The organism is Halomonas sp. SpR1, from assembly GCF_031010175.1.
Classification (GTDB): domain Bacteria; phylum Pseudomonadota; class Gammaproteobacteria; order Pseudomonadales; family Halomonadaceae; genus Vreelandella.
Genome location: NZ_JAUAMB010000006.1, coordinates 1 through 23,552 on the forward strand (window position 1 = coordinate 1; position 23,552 = coordinate 23,552).

General features: G+C 57.6%; 25 protein-coding genes. 12 read left to right on the forward strand and 13 right to left on the reverse strand.

Annotated elements, in window-relative coordinates; translation table 11 throughout:
- From ftsY to rpoH, 4 genes are all read left to right on the forward strand, one after another.
- On the forward strand, positions 1 to 1,123 hold a 1,123-nt coding region (ftsY, locus tag QT231_RS06210; RefSeq protein ID WP_308336054.1), incomplete at its 5' end, for a signal recognition particle-docking protein FtsY.
- Complete coding sequence (gene ftsE, locus QT231_RS06215; RefSeq protein ID WP_308336055.1) at positions 1,120 to 1,788, forward strand: cell division ATP-binding protein FtsE; 669 nt, start codon at positions 1,120 to 1,122, stop codon at positions 1,786 to 1,788. The genes ftsY and ftsE, both read left to right, overlap by 4 nt.
- Complete coding sequence (ftsX, locus tag QT231_RS06220; protein WP_308336056.1) at positions 1,785 to 2,828, forward strand: permease-like cell division protein FtsX; 1,044 nt, start codon at positions 1,785 to 1,787, stop codon at positions 2,826 to 2,828. Before ftsE ends, ftsX begins: the two co-directional genes overlap by 4 nt.
- 181 nt (positions 2,829 to 3,009) lie before the next feature.
- Positions 3,010 to 3,876 carry an RNA polymerase sigma factor RpoH gene (rpoH, locus tag QT231_RS06225; RefSeq protein ID WP_308336057.1) on the forward strand — a complete coding sequence of 289 codons (867 nt, stop codon included), beginning with the start codon at positions 3,010 to 3,012 and terminating at the stop codon, positions 3,874 to 3,876.
- Between the two features lie 95 nt (positions 3,877 to 3,971).
- Here rpoH and slmA read toward each other — a convergent pair whose 3' ends face one another.
- The 5 genes from slmA to coaBC all read right to left on the reverse strand — a co-directional run bounded on the left by slmA (position 3,972) and on the right by coaBC (position 8,831).
- On the reverse strand, positions 3,972 to 4,580 hold the full coding sequence (gene slmA / locus QT231_RS06230) for a nucleoid occlusion factor SlmA (RefSeq protein ID WP_308336058.1): 609 nt from the start codon (positions 4,578 to 4,580) through the stop codon (positions 3,972 to 3,974).
- 19 nt (positions 4,581 to 4,599) lie between these two features.
- Entirely contained in the window at positions 4,600 to 5,499 is a 900-nt protein-coding gene (argB, locus tag QT231_RS06235; RefSeq protein WP_308336059.1) for an acetylglutamate kinase, read from the reverse strand.
- 133 nt (positions 5,500 to 5,632) lie between these two features.
- Positions 5,633 to 7,018: a phosphomannomutase/phosphoglucomutase gene (locus QT231_RS06240; protein ID WP_308336060.1), complete on the reverse strand. Its 1,386-nt coding sequence runs from the start codon at positions 7,016 to 7,018 to the stop codon at positions 5,633 to 5,635.
- A gap of 62 nt (positions 7,019 to 7,080) precedes the next feature.
- Positions 7,081 to 7,539: a dUTP diphosphatase gene (gene dut / locus QT231_RS06245; RefSeq protein ID WP_308336061.1), complete on the reverse strand. Its 459-nt coding sequence runs from the start codon at positions 7,537 to 7,539 to the stop codon at positions 7,081 to 7,083.
- Positions 7,536 to 8,831, reverse strand: coding sequence for a bifunctional phosphopantothenoylcysteine decarboxylase/phosphopantothenate--cysteine ligase CoaBC (gene coaBC / locus QT231_RS06250; protein ID WP_308336062.1), 1,296 nt, complete (start codon positions 8,829 to 8,831; stop codon positions 7,536 to 7,538). The genes dut and coaBC overlap by 4 nt, the downstream gene beginning before the upstream one ends.
- Positions 8,832 to 9,005: 174 nt before the next feature.
- Here coaBC and radC point away from each other — a divergent pair, with 174 nt between their 5' ends.
- The 7 genes from radC to ald all read left to right on the forward strand — a co-directional run bounded on the left by radC (position 9,006) and on the right by ald (position 14,441).
- Entirely contained in the window at positions 9,006 to 9,680 is a 675-nt protein-coding gene (radC, locus tag QT231_RS06255) for a DNA repair protein RadC (protein WP_308336063.1), read from the forward strand.
- Positions 9,681 to 9,939: 259 nt separating this feature from the next.
- Positions 9,940 to 10,176 (forward strand): 50S ribosomal protein L28, encoded by a 237-nt coding sequence (gene rpmB / locus QT231_RS06260; RefSeq protein WP_008959893.1) that lies wholly within the window; start codon positions 9,940 to 9,942, stop codon positions 10,174 to 10,176.
- Positions 10,177 to 10,229: 53 nt separating this feature from the next.
- Complete coding sequence (gene rpmG / locus QT231_RS06265; RefSeq protein WP_007111734.1) at positions 10,230 to 10,385, forward strand: 50S ribosomal protein L33; 156 nt, start codon at positions 10,230 to 10,232, stop codon at positions 10,383 to 10,385.
- A gap of 167 nt (positions 10,386 to 10,552) precedes the next feature.
- The gene (gene mutM / locus QT231_RS06270; protein ID WP_308336064.1) at positions 10,553 to 11,395 is read left to right on the forward strand and encodes a bifunctional DNA-formamidopyrimidine glycosylase/DNA-(apurinic or apyrimidinic site) lyase; all 843 of its coding nucleotides are present in this window, start codon (positions 10,553 to 10,555) and stop codon (positions 11,393 to 11,395) included.
- A 66-nt stretch (positions 11,396 to 11,461) separates the two neighbouring features.
- Entirely contained in the window at positions 11,462 to 12,652 is a 1,191-nt protein-coding gene (locus tag QT231_RS06275; protein WP_308336065.1) for a class I SAM-dependent rRNA methyltransferase, read from the forward strand.
- A gap of 61 nt (positions 12,653 to 12,713) precedes the next feature.
- A complete protein-coding gene (locus QT231_RS06280) occupies positions 12,714 to 13,148 on the forward strand; it encodes a thioesterase family protein (protein WP_308336066.1) in 435 nt (144 codons plus the stop codon).
- Between the two features lie 174 nt (positions 13,149 to 13,322).
- On the forward strand, positions 13,323 to 14,441 hold the full coding sequence (gene ald / locus QT231_RS06285; protein ID WP_308336067.1) for an alanine dehydrogenase: 1,119 nt from the start codon (positions 13,323 to 13,325) through the stop codon (positions 14,439 to 14,441).
- 85 nt (positions 14,442 to 14,526) lie between these two features.
- Here ald and QT231_RS06290 read toward each other — a convergent pair whose 3' ends face one another.
- Positions 14,527 to 14,775 carry a SlyX family protein gene (locus tag QT231_RS06290; RefSeq protein WP_308336068.1) on the reverse strand — a complete coding sequence of 83 codons (249 nt, stop codon included), beginning with the start codon at positions 14,773 to 14,775 and terminating at the stop codon, positions 14,527 to 14,529.
- 112 nt (positions 14,776 to 14,887) lie between these two features.
- Here QT231_RS06290 and QT231_RS06295 point away from each other — a divergent pair, with 112 nt between their 5' ends.
- Positions 14,888 to 15,427, forward strand: coding sequence for a cold shock domain-containing protein (locus QT231_RS06295; protein ID WP_308336069.1), 540 nt, complete (start codon positions 14,888 to 14,890; stop codon positions 15,425 to 15,427).
- A gap of 109 nt (positions 15,428 to 15,536) precedes the next feature.
- On the opposite strand, the gene QT231_RS06300 is transcribed toward QT231_RS06295, so the two are convergent.
- From QT231_RS06300 to map, 7 genes are all read right to left on the reverse strand, one after another.
- On the reverse strand, positions 15,537 to 15,926 hold the full coding sequence (locus QT231_RS06300) for a hypothetical protein (RefSeq protein WP_064235996.1): 390 nt from the start codon (positions 15,924 to 15,926) through the stop codon (positions 15,537 to 15,539).
- The gene (gene dapE / locus QT231_RS06305) at positions 15,923 to 17,095 is read right to left on the reverse strand and encodes a succinyl-diaminopimelate desuccinylase (RefSeq protein ID WP_308336070.1); all 1,173 of its coding nucleotides are present in this window, start codon (positions 17,093 to 17,095) and stop codon (positions 15,923 to 15,925) included. Before dapE ends, QT231_RS06300 begins: the two co-directional genes overlap by 4 nt.
- Complete coding sequence (dapD, locus tag QT231_RS06310) at positions 17,082 to 18,107, reverse strand: 2,3,4,5-tetrahydropyridine-2,6-dicarboxylate N-succinyltransferase (protein WP_308336071.1); 1,026 nt, start codon at positions 18,105 to 18,107, stop codon at positions 17,082 to 17,084. The genes dapE and dapD overlap by 14 nt, the downstream gene beginning before the upstream one ends.
- Positions 18,108 to 18,161: 54 nt before the next feature.
- A complete protein-coding gene (locus tag QT231_RS06315; RefSeq protein WP_308336072.1) occupies positions 18,162 to 18,506 on the reverse strand; it encodes a Spx/MgsR family RNA polymerase-binding regulatory protein in 345 nt (114 codons plus the stop codon).
- Positions 18,507 to 18,558: 52 nt separating this feature from the next.
- Positions 18,559 to 19,755: a succinyldiaminopimelate transaminase gene (gene dapC, locus QT231_RS06320; RefSeq protein WP_308336073.1), complete on the reverse strand. Its 1,197-nt coding sequence runs from the start codon at positions 19,753 to 19,755 to the stop codon at positions 18,559 to 18,561.
- 61 nt (positions 19,756 to 19,816) lie between these two features.
- The gene (locus tag QT231_RS06325; RefSeq protein WP_308336074.1) at positions 19,817 to 22,492 is read right to left on the reverse strand and encodes a [protein-PII] uridylyltransferase; all 2,676 of its coding nucleotides are present in this window, start codon (positions 22,490 to 22,492) and stop codon (positions 19,817 to 19,819) included.
- Positions 22,492 to 23,283, reverse strand: a complete 792-nt coding sequence (gene map / locus QT231_RS06330) for a type I methionyl aminopeptidase (RefSeq protein WP_308336075.1) — start codon at positions 23,281 to 23,283, stop codon at positions 22,492 to 22,494. Before map ends, QT231_RS06325 begins: the two co-directional genes overlap by 1 nt.
- Positions 23,284 to 23,552 lie beyond the last annotated feature (269 nt).

Here is a 23,552-nt window from a genome sequence, read left to right on the forward strand (position 1 = left end):
AGAGCCAGAGCCAGAGCCAGAGCCAGAGCCAGAGCCAGAGCCAGAGCCAGAGCCAGAGCCAGAGCCAGAGCCAGAGCCAGAGCCAGAGCCAGAGCCAGAGCCAGAGCCAGAGCCAGAGCCAGAGCCAGAGCCAACACCCGCGCCTGCGTTGCAAGACAAACCGGTGGCCAAAAGCGACCAAAAAGGTTGGTTTGCGCGTATCAAGTCAGGCTTGGGAAAAACCCGCGCCAATTTAACCGACGGTATTGCCGATCTGTTTCTAGGTAAAAAACAGATCGATGACGAGCTGCTGGAAGACTTGGAAACGCAGCTATTGATGGCCGATGTGGGGATTGACGCCACTAGCGAGATTATTGGCCGCCTGGAGGCGCGTGTCTCGCGCAAAGAGTTGAACAACCCTGAGGCACTCTACCGGGGCTTGCAAGAAGAGCTGTCCACCATGCTGGCGCCGGTGGCCAAGACGCTTGTTCTTGAGAAGGCAGGCACAGGGCCCTTTGTTATTTTAGTCGTGGGCGTTAACGGGGTGGGTAAAACCACCACCATCGGCAAGCTCACCCAGCGTTTTCAGCGCGAAGGCAAAAGCGTTATGTTGGCGGCCGGTGACACCTTCCGTGCCGCGGCTGTCGAACAGCTCAAAGTATGGGGCGAGCGCAACAAGGTACCGGTGATCGCCCAGCATACCGGCGCCGACAGTGCCTCGGTGATTTACGATGCGGTAGCGGCTGCCACCGCCCGGGGTATTGATGTGCTGATCGCCGATACCGCCGGGCGGCTGCATAACAAAAGCCACCTGATGGAGGAACTGAAAAAAGTCCATCGGGTGATGCAGAAGCTCGACGATACGGCGCCTCATGAAGTAATGCTGGTGCTGGATGCGGGCACCGGTCAAAACGCTATCTCCCAGGCCAGCACCTTTAACGACGCCGTACCGGTCAGCGGTATCACGCTGACCAAGCTGGACGGTACCGCCAAAGGCGGGATTATTTTCGCGCTGGCCAAACAGCTGGAAACGCCCATTCGCTTTATTGGCGTAGGGGAAGGCATCGACGATCTGCGCCCCTTCGAGGCCAATGATTTTGTCCACGCGCTGTTTGACCGCCAAGAGGACGATGCCAGCGCATGATCGCTTTTGAGCATGTAGGAAAACGCTACGGCGGACGCTTTGAAGCGCTGGCGCATCTTAACTTTCGGGTTGCCCGGGGCGAGATGGTGTTTCTGACCGGCCACTCCGGCGCAGGTAAGAGTTCACTGCTACGCCTAGTGATGCGCCTTGAGAAGCCTAGTCGCGGTCGCGTTGTCGTGGCGGGGCACGATATTGCCCAACTGCATGCCAGCCAAGTGCCGTTCTATCGGCGCCAAATTGGCGTGGTCTTCCAGGATCACCAGCTGTTATTTGATCGCAGCATTTTTCACAATGTCGCCCTGCCTCTGGAAATCCAGGGCATTGAGCCTCGTGAGTCTGCACGCCGCGTGCGCGCCGCGTTAGATAAAGTGGGGCTGTTGCATCGTGAGAAAGCGCTGCCTATCGAGTTGTCGGGCGGTGAGCAGCAGCGGGTGGGCATTGCCCGGGCGGTGGTCAATAAGCCCGCGCTGCTGTTGGCCGATGAGCCAACGGGCAATCTGGATCCCCAACTCTCGGCGGATATCATGGGGCTGTTTGAGGATTTTAACCGGATTGGCACGACGGTGATGATCGCCAGCCACGATTTGGCTCTGATTGCTCGGCTGCGCCATCGTATCCTGCGCTTGAGCGACGGTCGCCTGGTCGCGGATGAGGGGGCGATATGAAGCCGTCGACGACGCCAAAGCGCCGACAGGGCGCGGCATTAAAGACGCCGCGCAAAGCCGCTGCTAAACCAGCGGTCGATAAGGCCCCTCAGCGGGGCGCCAGATCGCAGCAGACACGCTTTTCCAGCCGGTTACGGGCATGGGGGCGCCACCACCGTAGTATGGCGTGGGATAGCTTTCAGCGCCTGGTGCGCTATCCGCTGGGTAATCTGCTGACCATGTTGGCGATTGCTATCGCGCTGGTACTGCCCGCGGCACTATGGCTAACCCTGGACAGCGCACGCCTGTTGGATGCGGAGCTTGATGAGAGTGCGACTTTAACGGTTTATCTTGAGTTGACTGCTGACGATGCCCAGTCGATGCGTATCGAAGAGGCGGTTAACGCGGAGCCCAACGTGCTCGAAACCCGGTTGATCAGCGCCGAGCAGGGTATGGCGGAGTTCCAGCAGTCGCTGGGACTGGATGATGCCCTGGCAGGGCTGGAGAGCAATCCGCTGCCTATCAGCATGGTGGTGCGCCCGGAAAGCGTTGACCCGGTTGCCATGCAGCAGTTGGCCGCCCGCCTTGAAGCGCTTTCTGGCGTTGATGAGGTGCGCCTGGATCTGGCCTGGGTGGAGCGGTTGAGGAACCTGGCAGAGTTGGGCCGCCGTGTGGCGCTGGCGCTGGGGGCGCTGTTTGGCTTAGGCGTGCTGCTGGTGGTCGGCAATACCATTCGTCTATCGGTGGAGAGTCGCCGCCGGGAGATTGAAGTGGTGATGCTGATTGGCGCCACACATGCGTTTGTCAGGCGGCCTTTTCTGTATAGCGGTGCCTGGTACGGGTTGGGCGGTGGGCTGTTAGCGTTGGGGTTGTTAGGCGTGGGCAATCACTGGCTGTCAATGCCGGTCGCTGCGCTGGCGGCGAGCTACGGGGCGAGCTTCTCTTTACCCCAACTCGATGTGACAGGCTCTACAATTCTGCTATCTTGCAGTACACTACTAGGCTGGTTGGGTGCTTGGTTGGCGGTTACACGTCATCTCTCAAGCATTCGGCCAAGATGATGGGTGAGTTTTAGGTAGATAATGCGATACGGCTGAATTACTTAACGTGCGAACTTTATTTTTACGTTAAGGTCTGAGAATTACAGGCGTCGTATCACTGAATTAGTATCACGATTTTGTAATAGGTTATTGATAACGTGCTACGTCAACCACGATGGGTTACAGGGGAGACCACCTGCACATGAGCACTAGTCTTCTACCGGTGGGGCAGCTTTCGCCCGGCGGCGATCTGGGCGGCTACATCCGCGCGGTCAATGGAATTTCGGTATTAACGGCCGATGAAGAGCGCGAACTCGCTTATCGCCTCTATGATGAAGGCGATCTGGAAGCCGCTCGTCGTTTGGTGCTGTCGCATTTGCGCTTTGTGGTGCATATCGCGCGTAGCTATTCGGGCTATGGGTTGCCTCAGGCAGATTTGATCCAAGAAGGTAACGTCGGCTTGATGAAAGCCGTCAAGCGTTTCGACCCGAACCAGGGCGTTCGTTTGGTCTCGTTTGCCGTGCACTGGATTAAAGCGGAAATCCACGAATTTGTGCTGCGCAACTGGCGCATCGTTAAAATCGCGACAACGAAGGCGCAGCGTAAGCTGTTCTTTAACCTGCGCGGGGCGAAGAAGCGTTTGGCCTGGCTGAATAACGACGAAGTTGATGCCATTGCCAAAGACCTCGACGTCAAACCCGAGGTTGTGCGCGACATGGAGGGGCGGCTCTCGTCTTACGATGCGGGTTACGACGCCCCGGCAGGCGATGATGAAGAGAGCACCTACCAAGCGCCAGTGCACTTCTTGGACGATGCTGCTTCCGACCCTGCCACGCAGTTGGAAGATAGCAACTTCGAGGAAGACTCGACTCGACGTTTACAGCTTGCTCTCGAAGGGCTTGATGAGCGCTCGCGGGATATTCTGCAGCGCCGCTGGTTGGCCGATAGCAAAGAGACGCTGCATGATCTGGCTGACGTCTACGGGGTCAGCGCCGAGCGTATCCGTCAGCTTGAAAAAAATGCCATGAAAAAACTGCGTCAGAAAATGGGCGAAGAGATGGTCGCCTAAGATCATACTTACTGCTCGATTAGCGGTTTTTCAGTATCAAAAAAACCGGCTCCTTTAATGGGGGCCGGTTTTTTTTGTGCCTCCATCACGCTGGTCTAAGCGGGCTGAGTCGTGGCGCGCAGTAATTGGGCTGACAGCAGCGACCACTGATCTTCCCAGTGTTCGGTGGGCAGTCGCTTAAAGTCGCTACGCACATACTGAGAAATTCGTCCCTCTGCCTGGGCCGCCAGCAAATTGGCAGCGGCAGAGGCGGGAATCGTGGGGCGCAGGCCTTCACGCAGTTCGGCTTCGCGCAGAATCTGCTTAAGCTGCATCTCCAGGCGCTCAAACAGCTGGTTTACCCGCTGGCGTAGTCGGGCTGTTTCGCCGGTGAGCACGTCGCCGCCCATTACCCGGGCCAGGCCAGGGTTTTTTTCAGCAAAGCCCAGCAGCAGCGCGAGTATGGTGCCACAGCGGGTGGTAGCGTCGGGAACGTCTTCTAAAATGCGCGTGATGCGGGCAAAAATGCTCTCTTCAATAAAGTCGATCAGCCCCTCGAACATACGTGCTTTGCTGGGGAAATGGCGGTAGAGCGCCGCTTCTGAAACGCCGACCTGGCGGGCGAGGGCGGCTGTCGTGATGCGCTTGCCGCTATCTTCCTCGAGCATTAACGCCAGGGCCTGGAGAATCTGCTCGCGGCGGCGTGGTTTTTGATCTTCGCTCATGATGTGGCCTCCGTCGCGGTTAGCTCGCGTCCTTGATTTGAGTACCTACCCCAGCGTTGGTGAAAATTTCCAGCAACACCGCATGGGGGACACGGCCATCAATAATGTGCGAACTATTTACGCCGCCCTTCACCGCATCCAGTGCGCAGCGGATTTTAGGCAGCATGCCGCCATAAATCGTGCCATCGGCGATCAGTTCATCCACTTGAGCAGTGCTTAAGCCGGTGAGGACTTCGCCTTCGGTGTTCATTAGGCCGGCCACATTGGTGAGCAGCATCAGCTTCTCTGCATTGAGCGCTTCAGCGATCTTGCCCGCAACCAGGTCAGCATTGATATTGTAGCTGTGGCCTGCGGCGTCGACGCCAATCGGCGCAATCACCGGGATAAAGTCCCGCGCCGCCAGCATCTCGATCAGCTCGGTTGAGATCGACTCCACTTCGCCCACGTGGCCAATATCGATAATCTCAGGGGCCGTCATTTCGGGGCTCTGGTGCTCAACCTTGAGCTGTCGGGCACGAATTTGTGAGCCGTCTTTACCGGTTAGGCCGATTGCTTTGCCACCGCTCTGGTTGATCAGGTTGACGATGCTTTTGTTGACCAAACCGCCCAAAACCATCTCCACCACATCCATGGTTTGCGAGTCAGTGACCCGCATGCCGTTGACGAAGCGCGACTCGATGTTGAGCTTTTTGAGCAGGTCGCCGATCTGCGGCCCGCCGCCGTGCACCACCACCGGATTGATACCGACTTCCTTCATTAGCACGATATCGCGGGCAAAGGAGTCGATCAGGGTGCTTTCGGTCATGGCGTTACCGCCGTATTTGACCACCACGGTTTTGCCGGAGAACTGCTGGATATAAGGGAGGGCTTCGGAAAGCACCTCCACAACGACCTTGGGGTCGCGACTGGCTGAACTCATGAGGTTGTCCCTTGCGAACGTTTATTGTGCTGCTAACGTTTATGTTGATTAAGTGATGAGGGTCGCGCTTTCTAGGTGGTCGCGATCCCTTCAGCGCCGAACTGTTTGGCGAGCTAGCTACTGAGTTCCCGCGTCAGTGGGGTAGCTCGATGTCTGGCGCGACGTGCCGAAGCGCGTCGTTAAAAACGGTCTTGATGCGTGCTAGCGCGGCCTCGTCTTTACCTTCAAAGCGCATGACCAATGCAGGCGTGGTGTTGGAGGCGCGACACAGTCCCCAGCCATCCTGGTAGTCAACGCGGATACCATCCAAAGTAGTTTTGATACCTTCGCCGAAGTCGCCCTCGCGAGCAAGCTTATCCATCAGAGAAAATTTGTTAGCGTCGCTAACCGCAATATTAATTTCCGGGGTCGCAACGTCTTGGGGGAAGTGGGCAAAAAACGTATCGGCGTCGGCGGCTTGGTTGGCGAGAATTTCTACCAGCCGAGCGGCGGCATAGAGGCCGTCGTCAAAACCGTACCAGCGCTCTTTGAAAAAAATGTGCCCACTCATTTCTCCACCCAACTGTGCACCGGTCGCCTGCATACGGGCCTTGATCATCGAGTGCCCGGTACGCCACATTTCGGGTTCGCCGCCGGCCTCGCTGATCACTTTGACCAGGTTGCCGGTGCACTTGATATCAAAAATAACTTTGGCACCAGGCTTACGCGCGAGCATATCGGTGGCAAACACCATCAGCAGGTGGTCGGGATAGATCAGCTTGCCGGTGGGCGTAACAACGCCCAGGCGGTCGCCATCTCCATCGAAAGCAAGGCCAATATCGGCCCCGGTTTCATGAACTGTGCGGATCAGATCCTGCATATTTTCTGGCTTGCCAGGATCGGGGTGGTGATGGGGAAAATGGCCGTCTATTTCGGCAAACAGCGGAATGGTCTCGATACCTAATCGTGCCAGCAGCTGTGGGCCCAGCTCTCCGGCAACGCCATTACCACAGTCGACCACGGCTTTAACCGGTCGATTGATCTTAACGTCGTCCAGAATGCGCGTTAGATACGTTTCACGGATATCTTGCTGAATGATTTGGCCTTGGCCATTGGCCAGGTTGCCCGATTGAATACGCTCGAAGAGCGCCGTAATCGCATCACCGGAGAGCGTTTCGCCGCCAAGCACGATTTTAAAGCCGTTGTAGTCAGGCGGGTTATGGCTACCGGTGACCATCACGCCCGATTGGGTGTCTTCCAGTATATGAGTGGCGAAGTAAAGCACCGGGGTGGGCACCATGCCGATGTCGATTACATCGCGCCCCGCGGCGCTCAGGCCTCGCATCAGCGCCGCTTGTAGCCGGGCGCCGGAAAGGCGGCCGTCGCGGGCGACCACCACGCTGGACTCGCCCCGCTCAGCGGCTTCAGAGCCCACCGCACGCCCGATCAGCTCGACAGTCTCTTCGGTTAGCGTTTCGTCAACGATACCGCGAATATCGTAGGCGCGAAAAATCGAAGCGGGTACAGGCTGTGCGTTCATAGGGCTTCCCTGCTAAACAGAGGTTGCCTTAACAAGGCTTCCTGGATAAGCGCGATCATTGGTTACTGACTGCCAGTACTGCCAAACCCACCGCTGCCCCGGGAGGAGTCCTCAAAAGCATCCACCAGAGAGAGTTCGGCCTGTACGACAGGTACAAGCACGTACTGTGCCAGTCGATCGAAAGGGGCTAGCGTAAACGTACTTTGACCACGGTTCCAGACCGAAACCATCAGCTCACCCTGGTAATCAGAGTCGATTAAACCGACTAAATTGCCTAGCACGATGCCATGTTTATGCCCCAAACCGGAGCGTGGCAGGATCATACCCGCCAAACCTGGATCTTCAATATAGATGGCAATGCCGGTGCGTACGAGCTGACAATCGCCGGGGGCTAATAATAACGGCTCATCCATCAGGGCGCGCAGATCCATTCCCGCCGAGCCTTCGGTGGCATAGTGCGGCATGTAGTCATGCAGGCGCTCGTCTAATACTTTGCACTGCAGGCGGGGACGGGCACTCATGGGGACTCTCCAGATGTTTGCGTAGGGGCTTTGGTGGGTAGCAGCGCGAGGGCTTGACGGATGATGGTGGTGGCCAGCTGTGGCTTTGGCTGCGCTGCTTCTGCACGGCACTCGACGCCTTCGGGGGTGCGCCAGAGCAGCAATGCAGCATTCTGGTCGCTGCCAAAGCCCAGGCCAGCCTGGGACACGTCGTTGGCGACGATCATGTCCAGCCCTTTGCGCTGTAATTTATCCCGCGCGTAGCGCTCAATTTCCTGGGTCTCGGCGGCAAAGCCGATCACCAGCGGGCGCTGTTTTTCGGGGAGCGCGGAAACGCTGGCGATAATATCGGGATTTTTAATCAGGGTAAGCGTGAGCGTATCGCTATCATCCTGCTTTTTGAGCTTATGCTCGGCAGGCGCTGCCGCGCGATAGTCAGCGACCGCCGCGCAGCCGATAAACAGCGCTGACTGAGGCGCTAGTCGCTGCGCTTGTGCGTGCATTTGCTCGGCTGACTCAACGTCAATCCGCGTCACACCCTGGGGCGTGGGTAGGTTAACCGGCCCGCTGATCAGCGTTACTTTGGCCCCTTCAGCCACGGCCGCGGCGGCCAGGGCAAAGCCCATTTTTCCCGAGCTGTGGTTGGAAATGTAACGCACGGGATCCAGCGGTTCCCGGGTAGGGCCGGCGGTAATCACCACATGAGGGGCATTACTGTGCGGTGCTGTGGTGAAAGGAGCTGCAAACAGCGCCGTTACCGCGCTAAAGATCTCTTCAGGTTCACTCATGCGACCTGGCCCCACATCGCCGCAGGCTTGGTCGCCAGCGGCGGGGCCAATCAACTGCCAATCATCGTCCGCCAACTGCTGTACGTTGCGCTGGGTAGCAGGGTGGCGCCACATGGCCTGGTTCATTGCTGGGGCAATCAGCTTGGGCGCTTCTGAGGCTAAGCAGAGTGTGGTGAGCAGGTCGTCGGCCATGCCGTGCACCAGACGGGCGATAAGGTCGGCGGTGGCCGGAGCGATCAGCACCAGATCCGCCCAGCGGGCCAATTCAATATGGCCCATGCCCGCTTCGGCTTCGGGGTCGAGCAAAGAGGTGCGCACAGGCTCGCCAGAGAGTGCCTGAAGCGTGAGCGGGGTAATAAAGGCCTGGGCTCCGTCGGTCATCACCACGCGCACCTGGCAGCCCGCCTGCTTGAGTAGGCGCACAAGCAACGCGCTTTTGTAAGCAGCGATACCCGCACTGACGCCGAGCAGTACCCGCTTGCCTGCAAGTGTCGATGTGCTTGTCGTGTTAACAGCAGAGGCCATGGTCAGCGATCCCAATCCACGTTCGTAAGGAGGCTTACCATACCACTGGCACCAACAATTTGGCATATTGGGCGCAAACAAGGTTAAGCTAGGTTTAATGAGCTTATTGTTGTGAGGCTAAGTGTGGTGAGGCTGGCTTTGATTAATAAGGACGGGCAACGCAGGTAAGGTGCGATGGGAATCAATCACTGGCCGGAAGGTGAGCGGCCCCGGGAAAAGTTACTTAATGTCGGTGCCCAGGCGCTCTCCGACGCTGAGTTACTGGCGATTTTTTTGCGCGTTGGCGTGCAGGGGCGTTCGGCGGTCGATTTAGCGCGTGACTTACTCAGCAGTTTTGGTGGTTTGCGCCAACTGCTAGAGGCCGATCAGGATAGTTTCTGTTCTGCCCGTGGGTTAGGTAGCGCCAAATATGCCCAGCTCCAGGCGACGCTAGAGCTATCGCGACGCCATTTAGCCAGCCAGTTGGCGCGAGGCAATGCGCTGACATCGCCTGCCTTGGTGCGTCACTACTTGAGTTCGCAGCTACGCCATTTAGGGCATGAGGAGTTCGCGGTACTTTTTTTGGATACCCAGCACCGAATTATTCGCTATGAATCGCTGTTTCGCGGTACCCTAGACAGCGCATCTGTTTACCCCCGCGAAGTTGCCAAGCGTGCATTAGAACTTAGCGCTGGCGCCGTTATCCTGGCTCATAATCACCCTTCGGGTGTGGCCGAGCCAAGCGATGCTGATCGACGTATCACGGAACGCCTAAAAGAGGCGCTGGCACTTTTTGAGGTGCGCGTGTTAGATCATTTCGTGGTGGGGGATGGAGAAGTAATTTCTTTTGCCGAGCGCGGCTGGCTATAAGCAGCATCAAACGAGGTGCTGCTAATGGCAGTATTGACTAAGTAAAATGAGCAGAAAAGCGCTTTTTCGGCCTTTTTTGTGGGTTTTGCTTGCTGCAAGTCGGGTGCTCTGGTATAAAGTGCCACCTTTAAACTTGGGTTGAATAACGGATTTGGGTAAAGCTTGGCGGTTTATTGCGTCGACTCCTCCCTGCTCCGGTTTGCCCGACAGTTTTGAACACTCAGGTTATTATATCCTGGCCAAGCAGTTGGAGGCTCTCATGTCCAAAGTATGTCAGGTTACCGGTAAGCGTCCGGTAACTGGAAATAACGTTTCACACTCAATGCGTAAGACACGTCGTCGTTTCTTGCCAAACCTGCACACCCATCGTTTTTGGGTTGAGTCTGAAAACCGCTTCGTCAAGCTGCGCGTTTCCACTAAAGGAATGCGTATTATTGATAAAAACGGTATCGACGCAGTTTTGGTTGATATTCGTAAGCGCGGCGACGCTATCTAAGCCAGCTTTTGGGGCCAAGCGTTTCGGACCAAGCATTTTGGAAGGATTAAACCATGCGCGATAAAATCAAGTTGGTGTCTAGTGCCGGTACAGGACACTTCTACACCACTGATAAGAACAAGCGGAACACGCCGGATAAGTTCGAATTCAAGAAATTCGACCCGGTCGTCCGTAAGCACGTGATCTACAAGGAAGCCAAGATCAAGTAATCGCTTCCGCGATAATGATTGGCTTCCACTGCAGGCGAGCGCCTGTTCAAAAACCCGGCCCCAAGCCGGGTTTTTGCATGCATGCCTGTTACCCGTGGCATGCTTTGCAAACTTACCTTCACTAGGCTGTCACTGTAGGCCGTTACTGTTCCCAGATATGCTCAACTATGCCCGAACTGCCTGAAGTTGAAACCACCCGCCGCGGGATTGCTCCCTATATTGAAGGTCAGGAAGTGACCGAAGTGCTGGTGCGCCAGCCGCGGCTACGCGTCCCCGTGCCTGATGACCTGGCCGAGCGGTTGGTGGGGGCGCGCATTGGGGTATTGAAGCGGCGGGCTAAATACCTGCAGATTCCTATCCAGTCTACTGATGCGCTTGAAGGCGACGCTAACACGACGCTGCTATGGCACTTGGGTATGTCAGGTAGCCTGCGGATTGCCCGGGTGGGGGATTTACCTAAAAAGCATGACCACGTGGATGTTGTCACTGCCAGCGGCTATGTGCTGCGCTATCACGACCCCCGCCGTTTTGGCTTTGTGGATTGGCAGGCCACAGACGAAGCGCAGGATAAACGGCTCGCTCACCTGGGCCCAGAGCCGCTGTCGGATGCGTTTAATGGCAAATGGCTCTACACGCTCTCACGCAATAAGCGCGTGGCAGTAAAGCCATTTCTGATGGATAACCAGGTGGTTGTCGGCGCCGGGAATATCTATGCGGCGGAAGCGCTATTTATGGCCGGTATCGATCCGCGCCGCGCGGCGGGAAGGGTTTCCCATGCGCGCTATGACGCCTTGGCCCTAGCCGTAAAAGAGGTGCTGGCGGCGGCAATTACCCAGGGCGGCACCACGCTGCGAGATTTTGTCAGCGGTCAGGGCGAGCCCGGTTATTTCGCCCAGCGTTTGAATGTTTACGGTCGCCACGGCCAGCCCTGTTTGCGCTGTGGTGCGGAGCTTCGCCGCATTACGCTAGGCCAGCGTGCTAGCGTGTTCTGCCCCGGCTGCCAGCGCTGATGCCTACCTATCAGTGCTACTGTTTTAGTTAAGTATAGCTTTGCTTACGTTTTTTTGGAGATTGCTGTGACCCAACGTCTGCGCCTGAATAAAAATGCTGACCGCCGCTTGAAAGCGGGCCATCTCTGGATCTACTCCAATGAAGTGGATATAAAAGAGACGCCGCTAAAAAACTTTGCGGCGGGCGAAACCGCCCTGGTCGAAGCCTCCAATGGCAAAGTGATGGCTGTTGCGTATGTGAACCCCCATTCGTTGATTGCTGCCCGGGTCATGTCACGCGATCCTGAGATGCGTTTGGATCGCTCGCTGTTTGTGCACCGCTTTAATCAAGCGCTGGCATTGCGTCAGCGCCTTTATGCGCAGCCGTTCTACCGCTTGATTCATGGCGAAGGTGACTTGCTCCCAGGCTTGGTGATTGATCGTTTTGGCGATGTCCTCGTCGTGCAACTCAACACTGCGGGTATGCAGGCGCTGGCGGATGAGATTGTCGACGCGCTGGAAAAAGTCATCAAACCTGAAGTAATTGTTTTCCGGAACGATACTGGTGGCCGTCGTCAGGAGGGGCTAGAGGCCCACGTTGAGGTTATCAAAGGCACACTGCCAGACGAAGTGGTGCTCGAAGAGAACGGTGCTCGCTTTGTGGTGCCGGTGCTTAATGGGCAGAAAACCGGCTGGTTCTTTGATCACCGTGTTAATCGCGAATGGATCAATCGCCATGTGGAAGGTAAGCGCGTGCTGGACGTATTCAGCTACGTGGGCGGTTGGGGCGTGCAGGCGGCGGTGCACGGCGCCAAACAGGTAATGTGCCTGGACTCATCCGGCCCGGCGCTGGATCAAGTCGCCCGCAACGCCGCGCTTAATGGTGTGCAGGAGAAGGTAGCGGTGAGTGAGGGAGATGCGTTTGAAGTCCTGGCGGCGCTTAAGGCGGAGGGCGAAGAGTTTGACGTGGTTATTCTTGATCCGCCCGCATTCATCAAAAAGCGCAAGGATATTCCCAACGGCGAGCGTGCCTATGCCCGCTTGAACCGTGAAGCCATGCGGCTACTGGGTCGCGATGGTCTGCTAATGTCAGCCTCTTGCTCTATGCACTTGGCGCCCGAGCGTCTAATGGACGTAGTACGTGGAGCAGTTCGCCACCAGGATCGTCATGGTCAGGTGATTTTCCAAGGTCACCAAGGGCCAGATCACCCGGTGCATCCGGCTATTCCGGAAACATCTTACCTGAAAGCGCTCGGTGTGCGCGTGTTCCGCGACTAGCTCACGGAGTCAGGGTAGAGGGGATAAGTAGAGAGGAAACAGGGAGCTAAGGAGCTAAGCGATGGAGTGGGCGCTGCCCGATCCTTTTGTGATCGATATCCGCGTGGCTGATGAAGCGATTGATGCCTATCAGCACGTCAACAACAGCGAATACCTACGCTGGGTTGAGCAGATTAGCTGGGCGCACTCCGAGGCGCTTGGTCTCTCTCTCGAGCGCTACCGCGAGCTTGACCGCGCCATGGTGGTTCACCGCCATGAGCTGGATTACCTGGCACCTGCCTTTGCCGGCGATGCGCTACAGCTTGCTACCTGGATTGTCGATTGTGACGAGCGCTTCAGTCTGACCCGTCGTTTTCAATTGGTGCGTGTCGAAGGTGCCAAAACGCTGCTGAAAGCCCGCACGCGCTTTGCCTGCGTGGCGCTCTCAACGGGGCGGCCCAAACGCTTACCAGAGGAGTATCGGCGTATCTACGGCAACGCAGTTATTATGGAGTGACGAAGAATAAAGTGGATTTTTTCGTGTATAACCGGCAGTCGCTAGATTTTTCTCCTAAAAAACGCCTTAACCGGCGTTTTTTTTGTTTTGCTTTGCCGGGGTGGTGGTGATCGTCAACTGTGTTGTAATTTGCTTAACAAGAACACTGACCTTTAAAAGCACAGGAATACGCCAATGAAAATCGCCGTCCCCAAAGAGATCAAAAATCACGAATATCGCGTGGCCTTAACGCCGACCGGCGCACGGGAGTTAACCGGGCGTGGTCATCAGGTGAGCGTTCAGGCGAGCGCTGGCGAAGGCGCGGGCTTTGCTGATGCTGACTTTGAGGCCGCTGGCGCGCAGATAGAAGCCGATGTGGAGGCTTTGTGGCGCAATGCCGAGCTGATCCTCAAGGTGAAAGAACCCCAGCCAGATGAAGTGGCGCGTCTAACGCCGCAGCATACGCTGTTCACCTATCTGCACCTGGCCGCCGAAGAACCGCTTACCCGCGGGCTTATGGAGAGTGGTGCCACCTGTATCGCCTATGAAACGATCACCGATGCCCGCGGTGGTTTGCCGCTGCTGGCGCCGATGAGTACCGTAGCCGGCCGAATGGCGGTGCAAGCCGGTGCCCATAGCCTGGAGAAGGCCCAGGGTGGCGCAGGCGTGCTGCTGCCCGGTGTGCCTGGCGTGGCGCCGGGTAAGGTCACCGTGATTGGTGGCGGTGTGGTGGGTGAGAACGCTGCTCGCATGGCGTTGGGGTTGGGTGCCGAGGTGACTATTCTGGATAAGTCGTTAGCACGGCTGGAAGTGTTGGACGACCGCTATCAGGGTCGCATTAAAACGGTTTATTCCACCGCCGACGCACTGGAAACGGCCACCCGCGAGTCGGATATGATTATTGGCGCGGTGCTGGTACCCGGCGCCGCTGCGCCCAAGTTAATCACGCGCGCCATGCTGGCCGATATGAAGCCGGGTAGTGTACTGGTCGATGTGGCAATCGATCAGGGCGGCTGTTTTGAAACCAGCAAGCCCACCACTCATGCCGAGCCGACCTATATTGTCGATGGGGTGGTGCACTACTGCGTGGCAAATATGCCCGGCGCGGTGGCGCGGACGTCTACCCAGGGCTTGACCAACGCCACGCTGCCCTTTGTGCTCGCCCTGGCGGATAAAGGCTGGCAGCAGGCGCTACGCGATGATCCGCACTTCCTGCCGGGGCTCAACGTGCACGCAGGCCAAGTGACTTATCAAGCCGTGGCAGATGCCTTTGGGCTGGAAAGCAGTGATCCTGCGAGCGTTGTTGGCGGCTAAACGTTGGGAAACTAGCCGCTGGTGACTCATTAATTAGTCGCATTGGGGCTATCGGTCAGGGCTATCGATCAGGTCTAACGTTAGCTCAGTAGTGGGGCGGAACATCATCCTCGGGGCGCTGGTCGCCCTGGGGTTCGCTTGCTTGTAGGGCCTGGTGCTGCTCGCGCAGGCGTTCGCGCATTAGCCCACTGAGTTGCTCAAGTTTTTCCAGGCGTCGCTCCTGCTGAACCACCGCCTGATCCAGGGTGTCCAGCCAGTGCTCTTGGTGGGCTAAACGGCTCTCTAAAGATTCAAGACGTTGAGCCAGGTCAGCAGGCGATAATTCGTGGGTCATGATATCATTGCAACCTTATGTAGTAGTATGCCGGTGCTATTGGGAATGGGCCTGATAGTGCGGGTATTGTCCTTCGTCTGTTACCCATACAACAAGAGAGCTTTTTTTTTCTATGAATCCAAAAGTTGTGTTTCGCTGTTTCTTAATCAGTGTATTACTAGCCGCCCCCACGCCACTTCTGTTGGCGGGGATTGTTCATTTAACCAATAGTGCCCTCGCCGAGCTGTGGTTGGCCGAGTTGGCAATCAGTGGAGTTGGCAGTGTCTATGTCGCCGTTGCTATAGGGTGTTTTATTGTTCTGTGGATTGGCACATTAGCGTCAGCCGCTTTTGCGCCCTCGATTGTGGTGGCGCCGGTGGCTACTGCCAAGCCAACATCACGCCACCCCCAGGCAGCCGCTCCGTTGGACGATGATGAGGAGGAAGATATCATCGATCCTAACGATGGCCGTGAAGAGGGCGAAGTGAAGTGGTTCAATACCAACAAAGGCTACGGTTTTATTACCCGCGATAATGGCGAGGATGTGTTTGTGCACTTCCGGGCCATTCGGGGCCGTGGCCCGCGTATGCTGGCAGAAGGCCAAATCGTGCGTTATCACGTGATTAAAAATGAGCGTGGTTTGCAGGCCGACGATGTCAGTATTATTGAGTAAACCAAGCGTATAGATAGACAGTTGCCAGCTTCGTATTGATAGATGTTTATGCGTAGCTGGATAGCAAACGACCCCGCCTTGGCGGGGTCGTTGTCGTTAAAGCGCTCGGTTAACGCCCTGAATCGGGCCACTCTATTGCCCCCTCTTTACCGCCGGGCAGTACTTGCCAGAAGCGGTCAGGGTCATCGCCGGGGTGCCAGCCGCCCAATGAACAGCGCACTTCGGTTTGCAACGCTTCCGCGGCCTGTTGGGCGCACTCCTGGTCGGTCATCCAGGGAGTGTGGCTGCTATCAAACCAGAGGCTGGCAAATCCATCGGCGGCTTTATCGACCAGTAGCACGGGTACGCAGTCGCCCTGGTACTGGCCGCGGGTTTTCCATTGGCCTTTACCCGCAGGACTCAGCGGCGGTGCTATCAGCGCACTTTTAAGCCACTCATTGAGCGCATCGAGCGACACGCTGGCCAGGTAAATCTCTATATCGGGGTAACGCTCCATCATCGGTTTACCTCGCCGGAGCAGAGCAGCGCTTGCAGCGTCGCTTCGTAAATCCGGCTTAAATCGTCCAGGTCGCTGGCGCGAACACGCTCATTGACCTTGTGGATGGTGTCGTTGAGCGGGCCTAATTCAACCACCTGAGCACCGAGCGTGGCAATAAAGCGGCCATCCGAAGTGCCGCCGCTGGTGGAGAGCGCCGGGCGCTTGCCGGTTACCGCTTCAACGCCTTTAATGGCGGCGTCCACCAGCGCGCCTTCAGCGGTTAAAAACGGCTCACCGTTGAGCGTCCAGTCTACCTGATACTCCAGGCCATGCCGGTCTAGAATGGCCTCCGTGCGCGCTTTGAGCTCATCAGCGGTCACCTCGGTAGAGAAGCGAAAGTTAAACACCACTTCCACATCGCCAGGAATCACGTTGGTGGCGCCGGTGCCAGCCCGCAGGTTGGAAACCTGAAAGCTGGTGGCGGGGAAAAAGTCGTTACCCGCGTCCCAGTGCTCGTTAACTAACGCGTCCAGCGCTGGCATCGCCTGATGAATAGGGTTGCGGGCTAAATGCGGGTAGGCAACGTGACCTTGAATACCTTTGATGTGCAGCACGCCACCCAGCGAACCGCGGCGACCGTTTTTAATCGCATCGCCCAGGTAGGTGGTCGAGGAGGGTTCGCCGACAATGCAGTAATCAAGACGCTCATTACGCTCGCGCAGGTGTTCTACCACTGCGCGGGTGCCATCCACCGCCGGGCCCTCTTCATCGGAGGTGATCAGAAAGGCGATACGCCCATCGTGATCCGGGAAGTGGGTCACAAAGCGCTCAACGGCGGTCAGCATTGAGGCCAGACTGCCTTTCATATCGGCGGCGCCACGCCCACATAGCATGCCCTCATCATCGATGCAGGGCTCAAAAGGTGGATACTGCCAGTTAGTATGCGGGCCACTGGGAACAACGTCGGTGTGGCCAGCGAACGCCACCACCGGGCCATGATGGCCGCGTATTGCCCAAAAATTCTTCACATCGCCAAATGGCAGTTGCTCAATATGAAAGCCGAGCGCCGTTAAGCGCTCGATCATTAACTCTTGGCAGCCTTCGTCATCCGGTGTTACCGAGGGGCGGCTGAGCAGTTCAAAGGCGAGCTGCAACGTCGGCGACAGGGCTTCCGGCTCAGTTGTGGGCATGCAGCGCCTCGTTCAGGGCGATAGCGCTTTTGTTGGTCAAGCACTCAATGCGACCACTCTGCGAGTTGCGGCGCCAAAGCTGGTCGTCTTGGCCGGCCAGTTCGCGGGCAGCGACGGTCTTCACTACTTGGCCTTGATCATCCAGCAGTGCGACTTTGGAACCCGCAGTGATGTAAAGGCCGGCTTCCACCGTGCAGCGGTCACCCAAGGGTATGCCGATGCCCGCGTTGGCACCGATCAGGCAGCCTTCGCCCACTTTAATGACGATATTGCCGCCACCGGAGAGGGTGCCCATGGTGGAGCAGCCGCCGCCCAAATCCGAGCCTTTGCCGACCATCACACCGGCTGAGATGCGACCCTCGATCATGCCGGGGCCTTCGGCGCCCGCATTGAAGTTGACGAAGCCTTCGTGCATCACGGTCGTACCTTCGCCCAGGTAAGCACCCAATCGTACGCGGGCGGTGTCAGCAATGCGGATGCCGGTGGGTACCACGTAGTCGGTCATCTTGGGGAATTTGTCCACACAGTCGACGGACAGCGCGCGGCCTGCCATACGTGCTTTCAGGCGCCGGGTAGGCAGTTCCTCAATATCTATCGCGCCTTCGTTAGTCCAGGCAATATTGCGCAGCAGGCCGAACATGCCGGTGAGATCAAGGCCGTGCGGCTTGACCAGTCGGTGCGACAGCAGATGCAGTTTTAGATACACCTCGGGGGCTGTTTGCGGTGGTTGGTCGGTGTCCAGAAACATGGCGACCAGCGGGCGCTGGCTGGCAGAGAGTGCTTCGGCAAGCTCGGCCTGAACTGAGTGTCCAGCGGCTTCCAGGGCCTTGGCCAAGCGTGTGCAGTCTTCAGGCAAAAAGCTGATGGCGGCGTTGCCTTGGGGGGCGTCCAGGGCCTGTTTGGCGGCTTCCACTAGGCTTGCGGGTGGGTTGAGCAGCGGCGCCGGGTAGTAGATTTCCAGCCAGTCGCCCTGGGTGTTTTGAGTGCCGATTCCAAGCGCAAAGCTCAGCATAAGAGGTTGTCCTGTGAGGTTGAGAGTGAGTGGTCAAAATAGGTGTGTTAATGCTTAGCCGCTTAGCTTGTCATAATCGCCGTCGCGGTAGCCGACTAAAATGGTGCCATCGTCTTTTTCCAGCAGCGGCCGCTTAAGCAGCGTAGGGTATTTCATCATTAGCTGGCGGGCGGAGTTGGCGTCGTAATCCTTTTCGTCATCGGAAAGTTCGCGCCAGGTTTTGCTGCGCTTGTTAATGACCTCGACCAGCGGCACACGATGTAAAATATGCTCCAGCAGCGCAGCGGAGAGACCATCTTTGCGCAGATCGTGGGTTTTATACAGCAGCGCTTTTTCATCCAAGGCTTTACGCGCTTTGCGGCAGGTATCGCAGTTATCGATGATATACAGCGTCAGCATGTGGCCTCCCTAGCATGTTGAAATAGCATGTTGAAACAGAGTGTTGAATCAGTTAACCACGCTCTACGAGATGACGAATTCGCTGGGCGGCTTCAAGGGTGGGCGCCAGTTCAGCCACCAGCGCCAAGCGTAAACGGCCTGCACCGGGATTAACGCCGTTTGCACCCGTGCGGCCCATTAGGCTGCCGGGCAGTACGCTAACGTGTTGCTCGGCAAACAGGCGTTGGGTAAAGGCGATATCGTCGCCACCGGGTACCGCGGGCCATAGGTAAAAGCTAGCTTGCGGCGCGGGAAAATCCATAACCGGGGCGAGCGCCTTGGTCACGGCACTAAATTTTTCGCGGTAGGCGTCGCGGTTGGCGTGCACGTGCTGCTCATCCTGCCAGGCGGCGATAGAGGCGTGCTGCAGCGGTAGTGACATGGCGCAACCGTGGTAGGTGCGGTAGCGCTTGAACGGCGTGAGTAGCATCGCATCCCCCGCGACAAAGCCTGAGCGCAGACCGGGCAGGTTGGAGCGCTTGGAGAGCGAGTGAAAGACCACGCAGCGGCGGTAATCATCGCGACCCAGCTCGGCGCAGGCTTGCAGTAGCCCCGGCGGTGGGGCAGCTTCGTCGAGGTAGAGCTCCGAGTAACACTCATCTGAAGCGATGATAAAATCGTGTTCGTCGGCCAGCGCAATCAGCTGTTTGAACTCATCAAGGGGTGTGACGGCACCGGTAGGATTGCCCGGCGAGCAGATAAACACGATCTGTACGTCTCGCCACGTCGTGGCGGGCACGGCGCTAAAATCTGGGCGAAAATTATTCTCGGCGGTGCAGTCTAAATAGAGCGGTTCGCCACCTGCCAGCAGCGTTGCGCCTTCGTAAATTTGATAAAACGGATTGGGCACGGCGACTTTCGCCGGGCGGGTGCGATCCAGCGCCGCTTGTACAAAGGCAAAAATGGCCTCCCGGGTGCCGTTCACTGGAACGACATGCTGCTCGCTGTCGAGTTCGCGTAGCTGAAAGCGTTGGCTTGCCCAGCTGGCGATGGCTTGGCGCAGCGCAGGCAAGCCGTTGGTTGCCGGGTAGCGGGCCATTTCCAGCTGGTGCGTTACCAGCGCTTCCAGTGCCGCGGGGTAGGGCGCGTGCTGGGGTTCGCCAATGGTCAGCGGGATATGCGCCAGGTTGGCTGGAGGCGTTAGGTCGGCTTTCAGCGCAGCCAGCTTTTCAAACGGGTAGGGATGCAGGGCGTCGAGGTCGGCGTTCATGATGTGTCCGTTGATGGCTGGCGGCGTAAACCGCCGATTATAGGCAAGCCCCGGTGCAGGCTCAAACCCCCAGCACCTCAATCAAACGTTCGCGCAGCTGCTGCTGGCGCTCGGGGTCGGTGAGCGGTTCGCCTGCCTTGGTGGTGATGAAAAAGACGTCCTCTACCCGCTCGCCGAGGGTGGCGATTTTTGCCGCGGAGAGGGAGATATCCTGCTCCATAAAGATGCGTCCTACCCGGGCCAGCAGGCCGGGGCGGTCAGGAGCCGTGAGTTCCAGCAGAGTGCGCTCATTGGCTGGATCCTGCTCAATCAGCACCTCTGTGGGCACCTTGAAATGCTTGAGCTGGCGTGGCGTATGGCGCGTGACGATATTGGGGTAGTCGTCCGGGTCATCGAGCTCTTCGACCAAATGCTGACGCATTTCCTCGATATGGCCCGGGTCACGGATGGGCTGACCGTGGCTGTCGAGAACGATAAAGGTGTTAAGCGTCCAGTCGTTGTGGGAGGTGGCGATGCGCGCATCGTGAATTGAGAGCCCCAGCTGCTCCATGGCAGCGGCGGTGGCGGCGAACAGATCATCCACCGAACGGGTATGGATAAACACCTTGGTGCCACCTTCGGCCATATCGGCGGTGGGCGCGCTGATCAGCACCAGCGGCAGCGGCGACTGGTTGTGATTCAGTATGCCCTGGGTCTGCCAGACGATTTCGCTGGGCGCGTACTGCAGGAAGTAATCCTCCCCTAGCGATTCCCAAAGATGATCAATCTGCTCACGATTAACGCCTATGGTTTGCAGCAGCGAGCGTGCTTCGGTGCGCGTCTCCCGCACCCAGTCGTCGCGGTCGGGCGGATTATTCAGGCCGCGGCGCAGGGCACGCTTGGTCTCCGCATGCAACTGGCGCAACAGCGATGCCCGCCAGCCGTTCCACAGCGTCGGGTTGGTGGCATTGATATCGGCGACGGTGAGCACGTACAGATAGTCCAGGCGGGTTTCGTTACGCACGATCAAGGCGAAATCGCGAATCACGTCGGGGTCGCTGATATCGCGTTTTTGCGCGGTCATCGACATCAATAGATGGTGCTCAACCAGCCAGCTGACCAAGTTGGTATCGTGCACCGAGACATTATGACGCCGACAGAACTGCTCAACGTCCCGGGCGCCGATTTCCGAGTGGTCGCCGCCGCGGCCCTTGCCGATATCGTGAAATAGCCCGGCGATCCACAGCAGATCCAGCTTGGGCAGTTGCTGCATGAGCGCCGCCGCCACCGGGAAGTCGCCTTTGGCTTCCGGTTTGCGGAAGCCGTGCAGAAACTTCAGCAGCCGCAGGGTGTGGGCATCGACGGTGTAGATATGAAAAAGGTCGTGCTGCATCAGCCCGACAGCACGGCCAAATTCGGGCAGGTACTTGCCCAGAATGCCGTAGCGGTTCATGCGGCGCAGCTGGCGCGGTACGTTGCCAGGGGCGCGCATAATGGCCATAAATAGCCGCTGGTGGCGCGGGTCTTCCCGGTAATGGTCGTCGATCTGGTGGCGATGATCACGAATTAGCCGGATGGTATCCGCACGCACCCCCTCAATTTCCGGGTGCTTGGCCATGAGCAGGAAGAGTTCGAGCATAGCCGCTGGCCGCTCGCGAAACAGGCTGCGCGAACGTACCTGGATATAGCCGCCCTTGGTCTCGAAACGTTCGTTGAGCTTAACGGTCTCCAGCGCCTCTTTGCCGCGCAGGATCACTTCGTCGAAATGTTGCAGCAGCATATCGTTGAGGCCCGCCAGCGCGGTGACATGGCGGTAGTAGCGCTTCATAAACTGTTCAACCGCCAGACGTTCCGGCGTATCGCGGAAGCCAAACATCTCGGCGATGGTGCGCTGGTGGTCAAACAGCAGGCGGTCTTCGGCGCGGTCGGTGAGCATATGCAGGGCATAGCGTACCTGCCATAAAAACGCCTGACCCTGGCTTAAAATGCGCAGCTCGGCATCGTTCATAAAGCCGTTGGCGACGATGTCGGTGTACTGTTCGGTACCGAAGTGGCGCTTGGCCACCCAGCCGATCATCTGGATATCGCGCAGTCCGCCGGGAGAGCTTTTGAGATTCGGCTCCAGGTGGTACTCGGAGTTGTTGTAGCGGTAGTGGCGGGAGATCTGCTCCTGCCACTTGGCTTCAAAGAAACGGTCGGCGGGCCAAATGTGCTCGGCGCTGAGGCGTTCGCGCATGGCTTCGCGCAGGCTTTCGGGCCCGGCGATCAAGCGTGATTCGAGCAGGTTGGTAATCACCGTGACATCCGCTTCGGCTTCACGCTCGCAGTCGCTGAGCGAACGCACGCTATGGCCAATCTCGAGGCCAATATCCCACAAAAAGGTGATAAAGGCGGTGAGTGGTTCGCGGTAGGGCGTGTCGTCGTCCTGCTCTAGCAGTAGCAGCAGGTCGATGTCCGAGTGGGGGTGTAGCTCGCCACGGCCATAGCCACCCACCGCTACCAGGGCAATGCCATCATCGGGCCATTCGTGCTGTTCCCAGGCAATCGCCAGCAACTGATCCAGGTACCAGGCGCGACCACGCACAAGGTCGCGAATATCTGCACCGGCGCGAAACTGTTCGTCTAGCCGGGTTTGCAGCTCACGCAGTGCGGCTTTAAAGGGCGCCACCGGGGAGCGCGAGCCGGCAAGCTCGGTGCGGAAAAGATCCAGGTCGTAGAGCGTGGTGTCCGGTTCAAACCGGTGGTGGTGAAGGAGCATCAGTTGGTCAGAAAGCTGAAGTCTTCATCGCCGCGCGCGGTCAGCACTTCGACGCCACTCTCGGTAACCAGCAGCGTGTGCTCCCACTGGGCGGAGAGGCTGCGGTCTTTGGTGACGGCGGTCCAGCCGTCGCGCAGCACTTTGGTTTTATAGCCGCCGACGTTAATCATCGGTTCGATGGTAAAGCACATCCCTGCGGCGAGTTTGATATCGGCATCCGGTGCGTAGCCGTCGTAGTGCAAAAACTGAGGCTCTTCGTGAAAATCGGCGCCGATGCCGTGGCCGCAGAAGTCGCGCACTACGGAGTAGCCGTGCTCTTCAGCGTGTTTTTGAATGACTCTAGCCAGTTCAGAAAGGCGCACGCCAGGTTTGACCAGTTCAATGCTTTTATACAAGCACTCCTGGGTGATTCGGCACAGCCGTTCGCCCTGGATCGTCTCACCGACCACGAACATCACGCTGGAGTCGCCGTGGTAGCCGTCGGTGGTCTTAACGGTGATATCCAGGTTCATGATATCGCCATTTTTAAGCTTCTTGGCGTCGTCGGGGATGCCGTGGCACACCACATGGTTGATCGACGTGCAGGTCGCTTTGGGGAAGCCGTGGTAGTTCAGCGGTGCCGGGGCTGAGCCCAGTTCGTTAACAATATACTCATGACAGAGACGGTCGATTTCACCCGTGCTGATGCCCGCTTGAATATGGGGGGTGATCATTTCGATCACGCTAGCCGCTTGGCGCCCGGCTTCGCGCATGTATTCGATTTCAGAAGGCGTCTTGATAGGAACGTTCATGAATGCTCGATATGAATGCAAAATGGAAAATTGAATGGCGCAATTTAAGACCGTCAAACGGAGTGCGACTTCATCTTGGCAATGATCTATGGTATAAAGCCGCGCGCTTTCCTGCAATCGTGATTCCGAGCTTCTTTGTTGGCTGGGTAGCACGCTGAAGGGCGGGGCGATGAATCTGTAGTGTGCCACTAAGGGGCGCACCACTTAACTACTAAGCCTTAAAAACACACATGCACCGGCACATGGTCCCGGGTGCCGCTGGCAGCGTT

What these genes read in the sequence shown, in the direction of transcription:
- ftsX (WP_308336056.1), top strand. Translation starts at nt 1,785, where the DNA reads ATGAAGCCGTCGACGACGCCAAAGCGCCGACAGGGCGCGGCATTAAAG.
- QT231_RS06300 (WP_064235996.1), bottom strand. Translation starts at nt 15,926, where the DNA reads ATGATGGAGCGTTACCCCGATATAGAGATTTACCTGGCCAGCGTGTCG.
- QT231_RS06280 (WP_308336066.1), top strand. Translation starts at nt 12,714, where the DNA reads ATGGAGTGGGCGCTGCCCGATCCTTTTGTGATCGATATCCGCGTGGCT.
- radC (WP_308336063.1), top strand. Translation starts at nt 9,006, where the DNA reads ATGGGAATCAATCACTGGCCGGAAGGTGAGCGGCCCCGGGAAAAGTTA.
- rpmB (WP_008959893.1), top strand. Translation starts at nt 9,940, where the DNA reads ATGTCCAAAGTATGTCAGGTTACCGGTAAGCGTCCGGTAACTGGAAAT.
- argB (WP_308336059.1), bottom strand. Translation starts at nt 5,499, where the DNA reads ATGAGTTCAGCCAGTCGCGACCCCAAGGTCGTTGTGGAGGTGCTTTCC.
- QT231_RS06240 (WP_308336060.1), bottom strand. Translation starts at nt 7,018, where the DNA reads ATGAACGCACAGCCTGTACCCGCTTCGATTTTTCGCGCCTACGATATT.
- slmA (WP_308336058.1), bottom strand. Translation starts at nt 4,580, where the DNA reads ATGAGCGAAGATCAAAAACCACGCCGCCGCGAGCAGATTCTCCAGGCC.
- QT231_RS06325 (WP_308336074.1), bottom strand. Translation starts at nt 22,492, where the DNA reads ATGCTCCTTCACCACCACCGGTTTGAACCGGACACCACGCTCTACGAC.
- QT231_RS06290 (WP_308336068.1), bottom strand. Translation starts at nt 14,775, where the DNA reads ATGACCCACGAATTATCGCCTGCTGACCTGGCTCAACGTCTTGAATCT.
- ald (WP_308336067.1), top strand. Translation starts at nt 13,323, where the DNA reads ATGAAAATCGCCGTCCCCAAAGAGATCAAAAATCACGAATATCGCGTG.
- dut (WP_308336061.1), bottom strand. Translation starts at nt 7,539, where the DNA reads ATGAGTGCCCGTCCCCGCCTGCAGTGCAAAGTATTAGACGAGCGCCTG.
- QT231_RS06315 (WP_308336072.1), bottom strand. Translation starts at nt 18,506, where the DNA reads ATGCTGACGCTGTATATCATCGATAACTGCGATACCTGCCGCAAAGCG.
- map (WP_308336075.1), bottom strand. Translation starts at nt 23,283, where the DNA reads ATGAACGTTCCTATCAAGACGCCTTCTGAAATCGAATACATGCGCGAA.
- dapE (WP_308336070.1), bottom strand. Translation starts at nt 17,095, where the DNA reads ATGCCCACAACTGAGCCGGAAGCCCTGTCGCCGACGTTGCAGCTCGCC.
- dapC (WP_308336073.1), bottom strand. Translation starts at nt 19,755, where the DNA reads ATGAACGCCGACCTCGACGCCCTGCATCCCTACCCGTTTGAAAAGCTG.
- dapD (WP_308336071.1), bottom strand. Translation starts at nt 18,107, where the DNA reads ATGCTGAGCTTTGCGCTTGGAATCGGCACTCAAAACACCCAGGGCGAC.
- rpmG (WP_007111734.1), top strand. Translation starts at nt 10,230, where the DNA reads ATGCGCGATAAAATCAAGTTGGTGTCTAGTGCCGGTACAGGACACTTC.
- coaBC (WP_308336062.1), bottom strand. Translation starts at nt 8,831, where the DNA reads ATGGCCTCTGCTGTTAACACGACAAGCACATCGACACTTGCAGGCAAG.
- QT231_RS06295 (WP_308336069.1), top strand. Translation starts at nt 14,888, where the DNA reads ATGAATCCAAAAGTTGTGTTTCGCTGTTTCTTAATCAGTGTATTACTA.
- rpoH (WP_308336057.1), top strand. Translation starts at nt 3,010, where the DNA reads ATGAGCACTAGTCTTCTACCGGTGGGGCAGCTTTCGCCCGGCGGCGAT.
- mutM (WP_308336064.1), top strand. Translation starts at nt 10,553, where the DNA reads ATGCCCGAACTGCCTGAAGTTGAAACCACCCGCCGCGGGATTGCTCCC.
- ftsE (WP_308336055.1), top strand. Translation starts at nt 1,120, where the DNA reads ATGATCGCTTTTGAGCATGTAGGAAAACGCTACGGCGGACGCTTTGAA.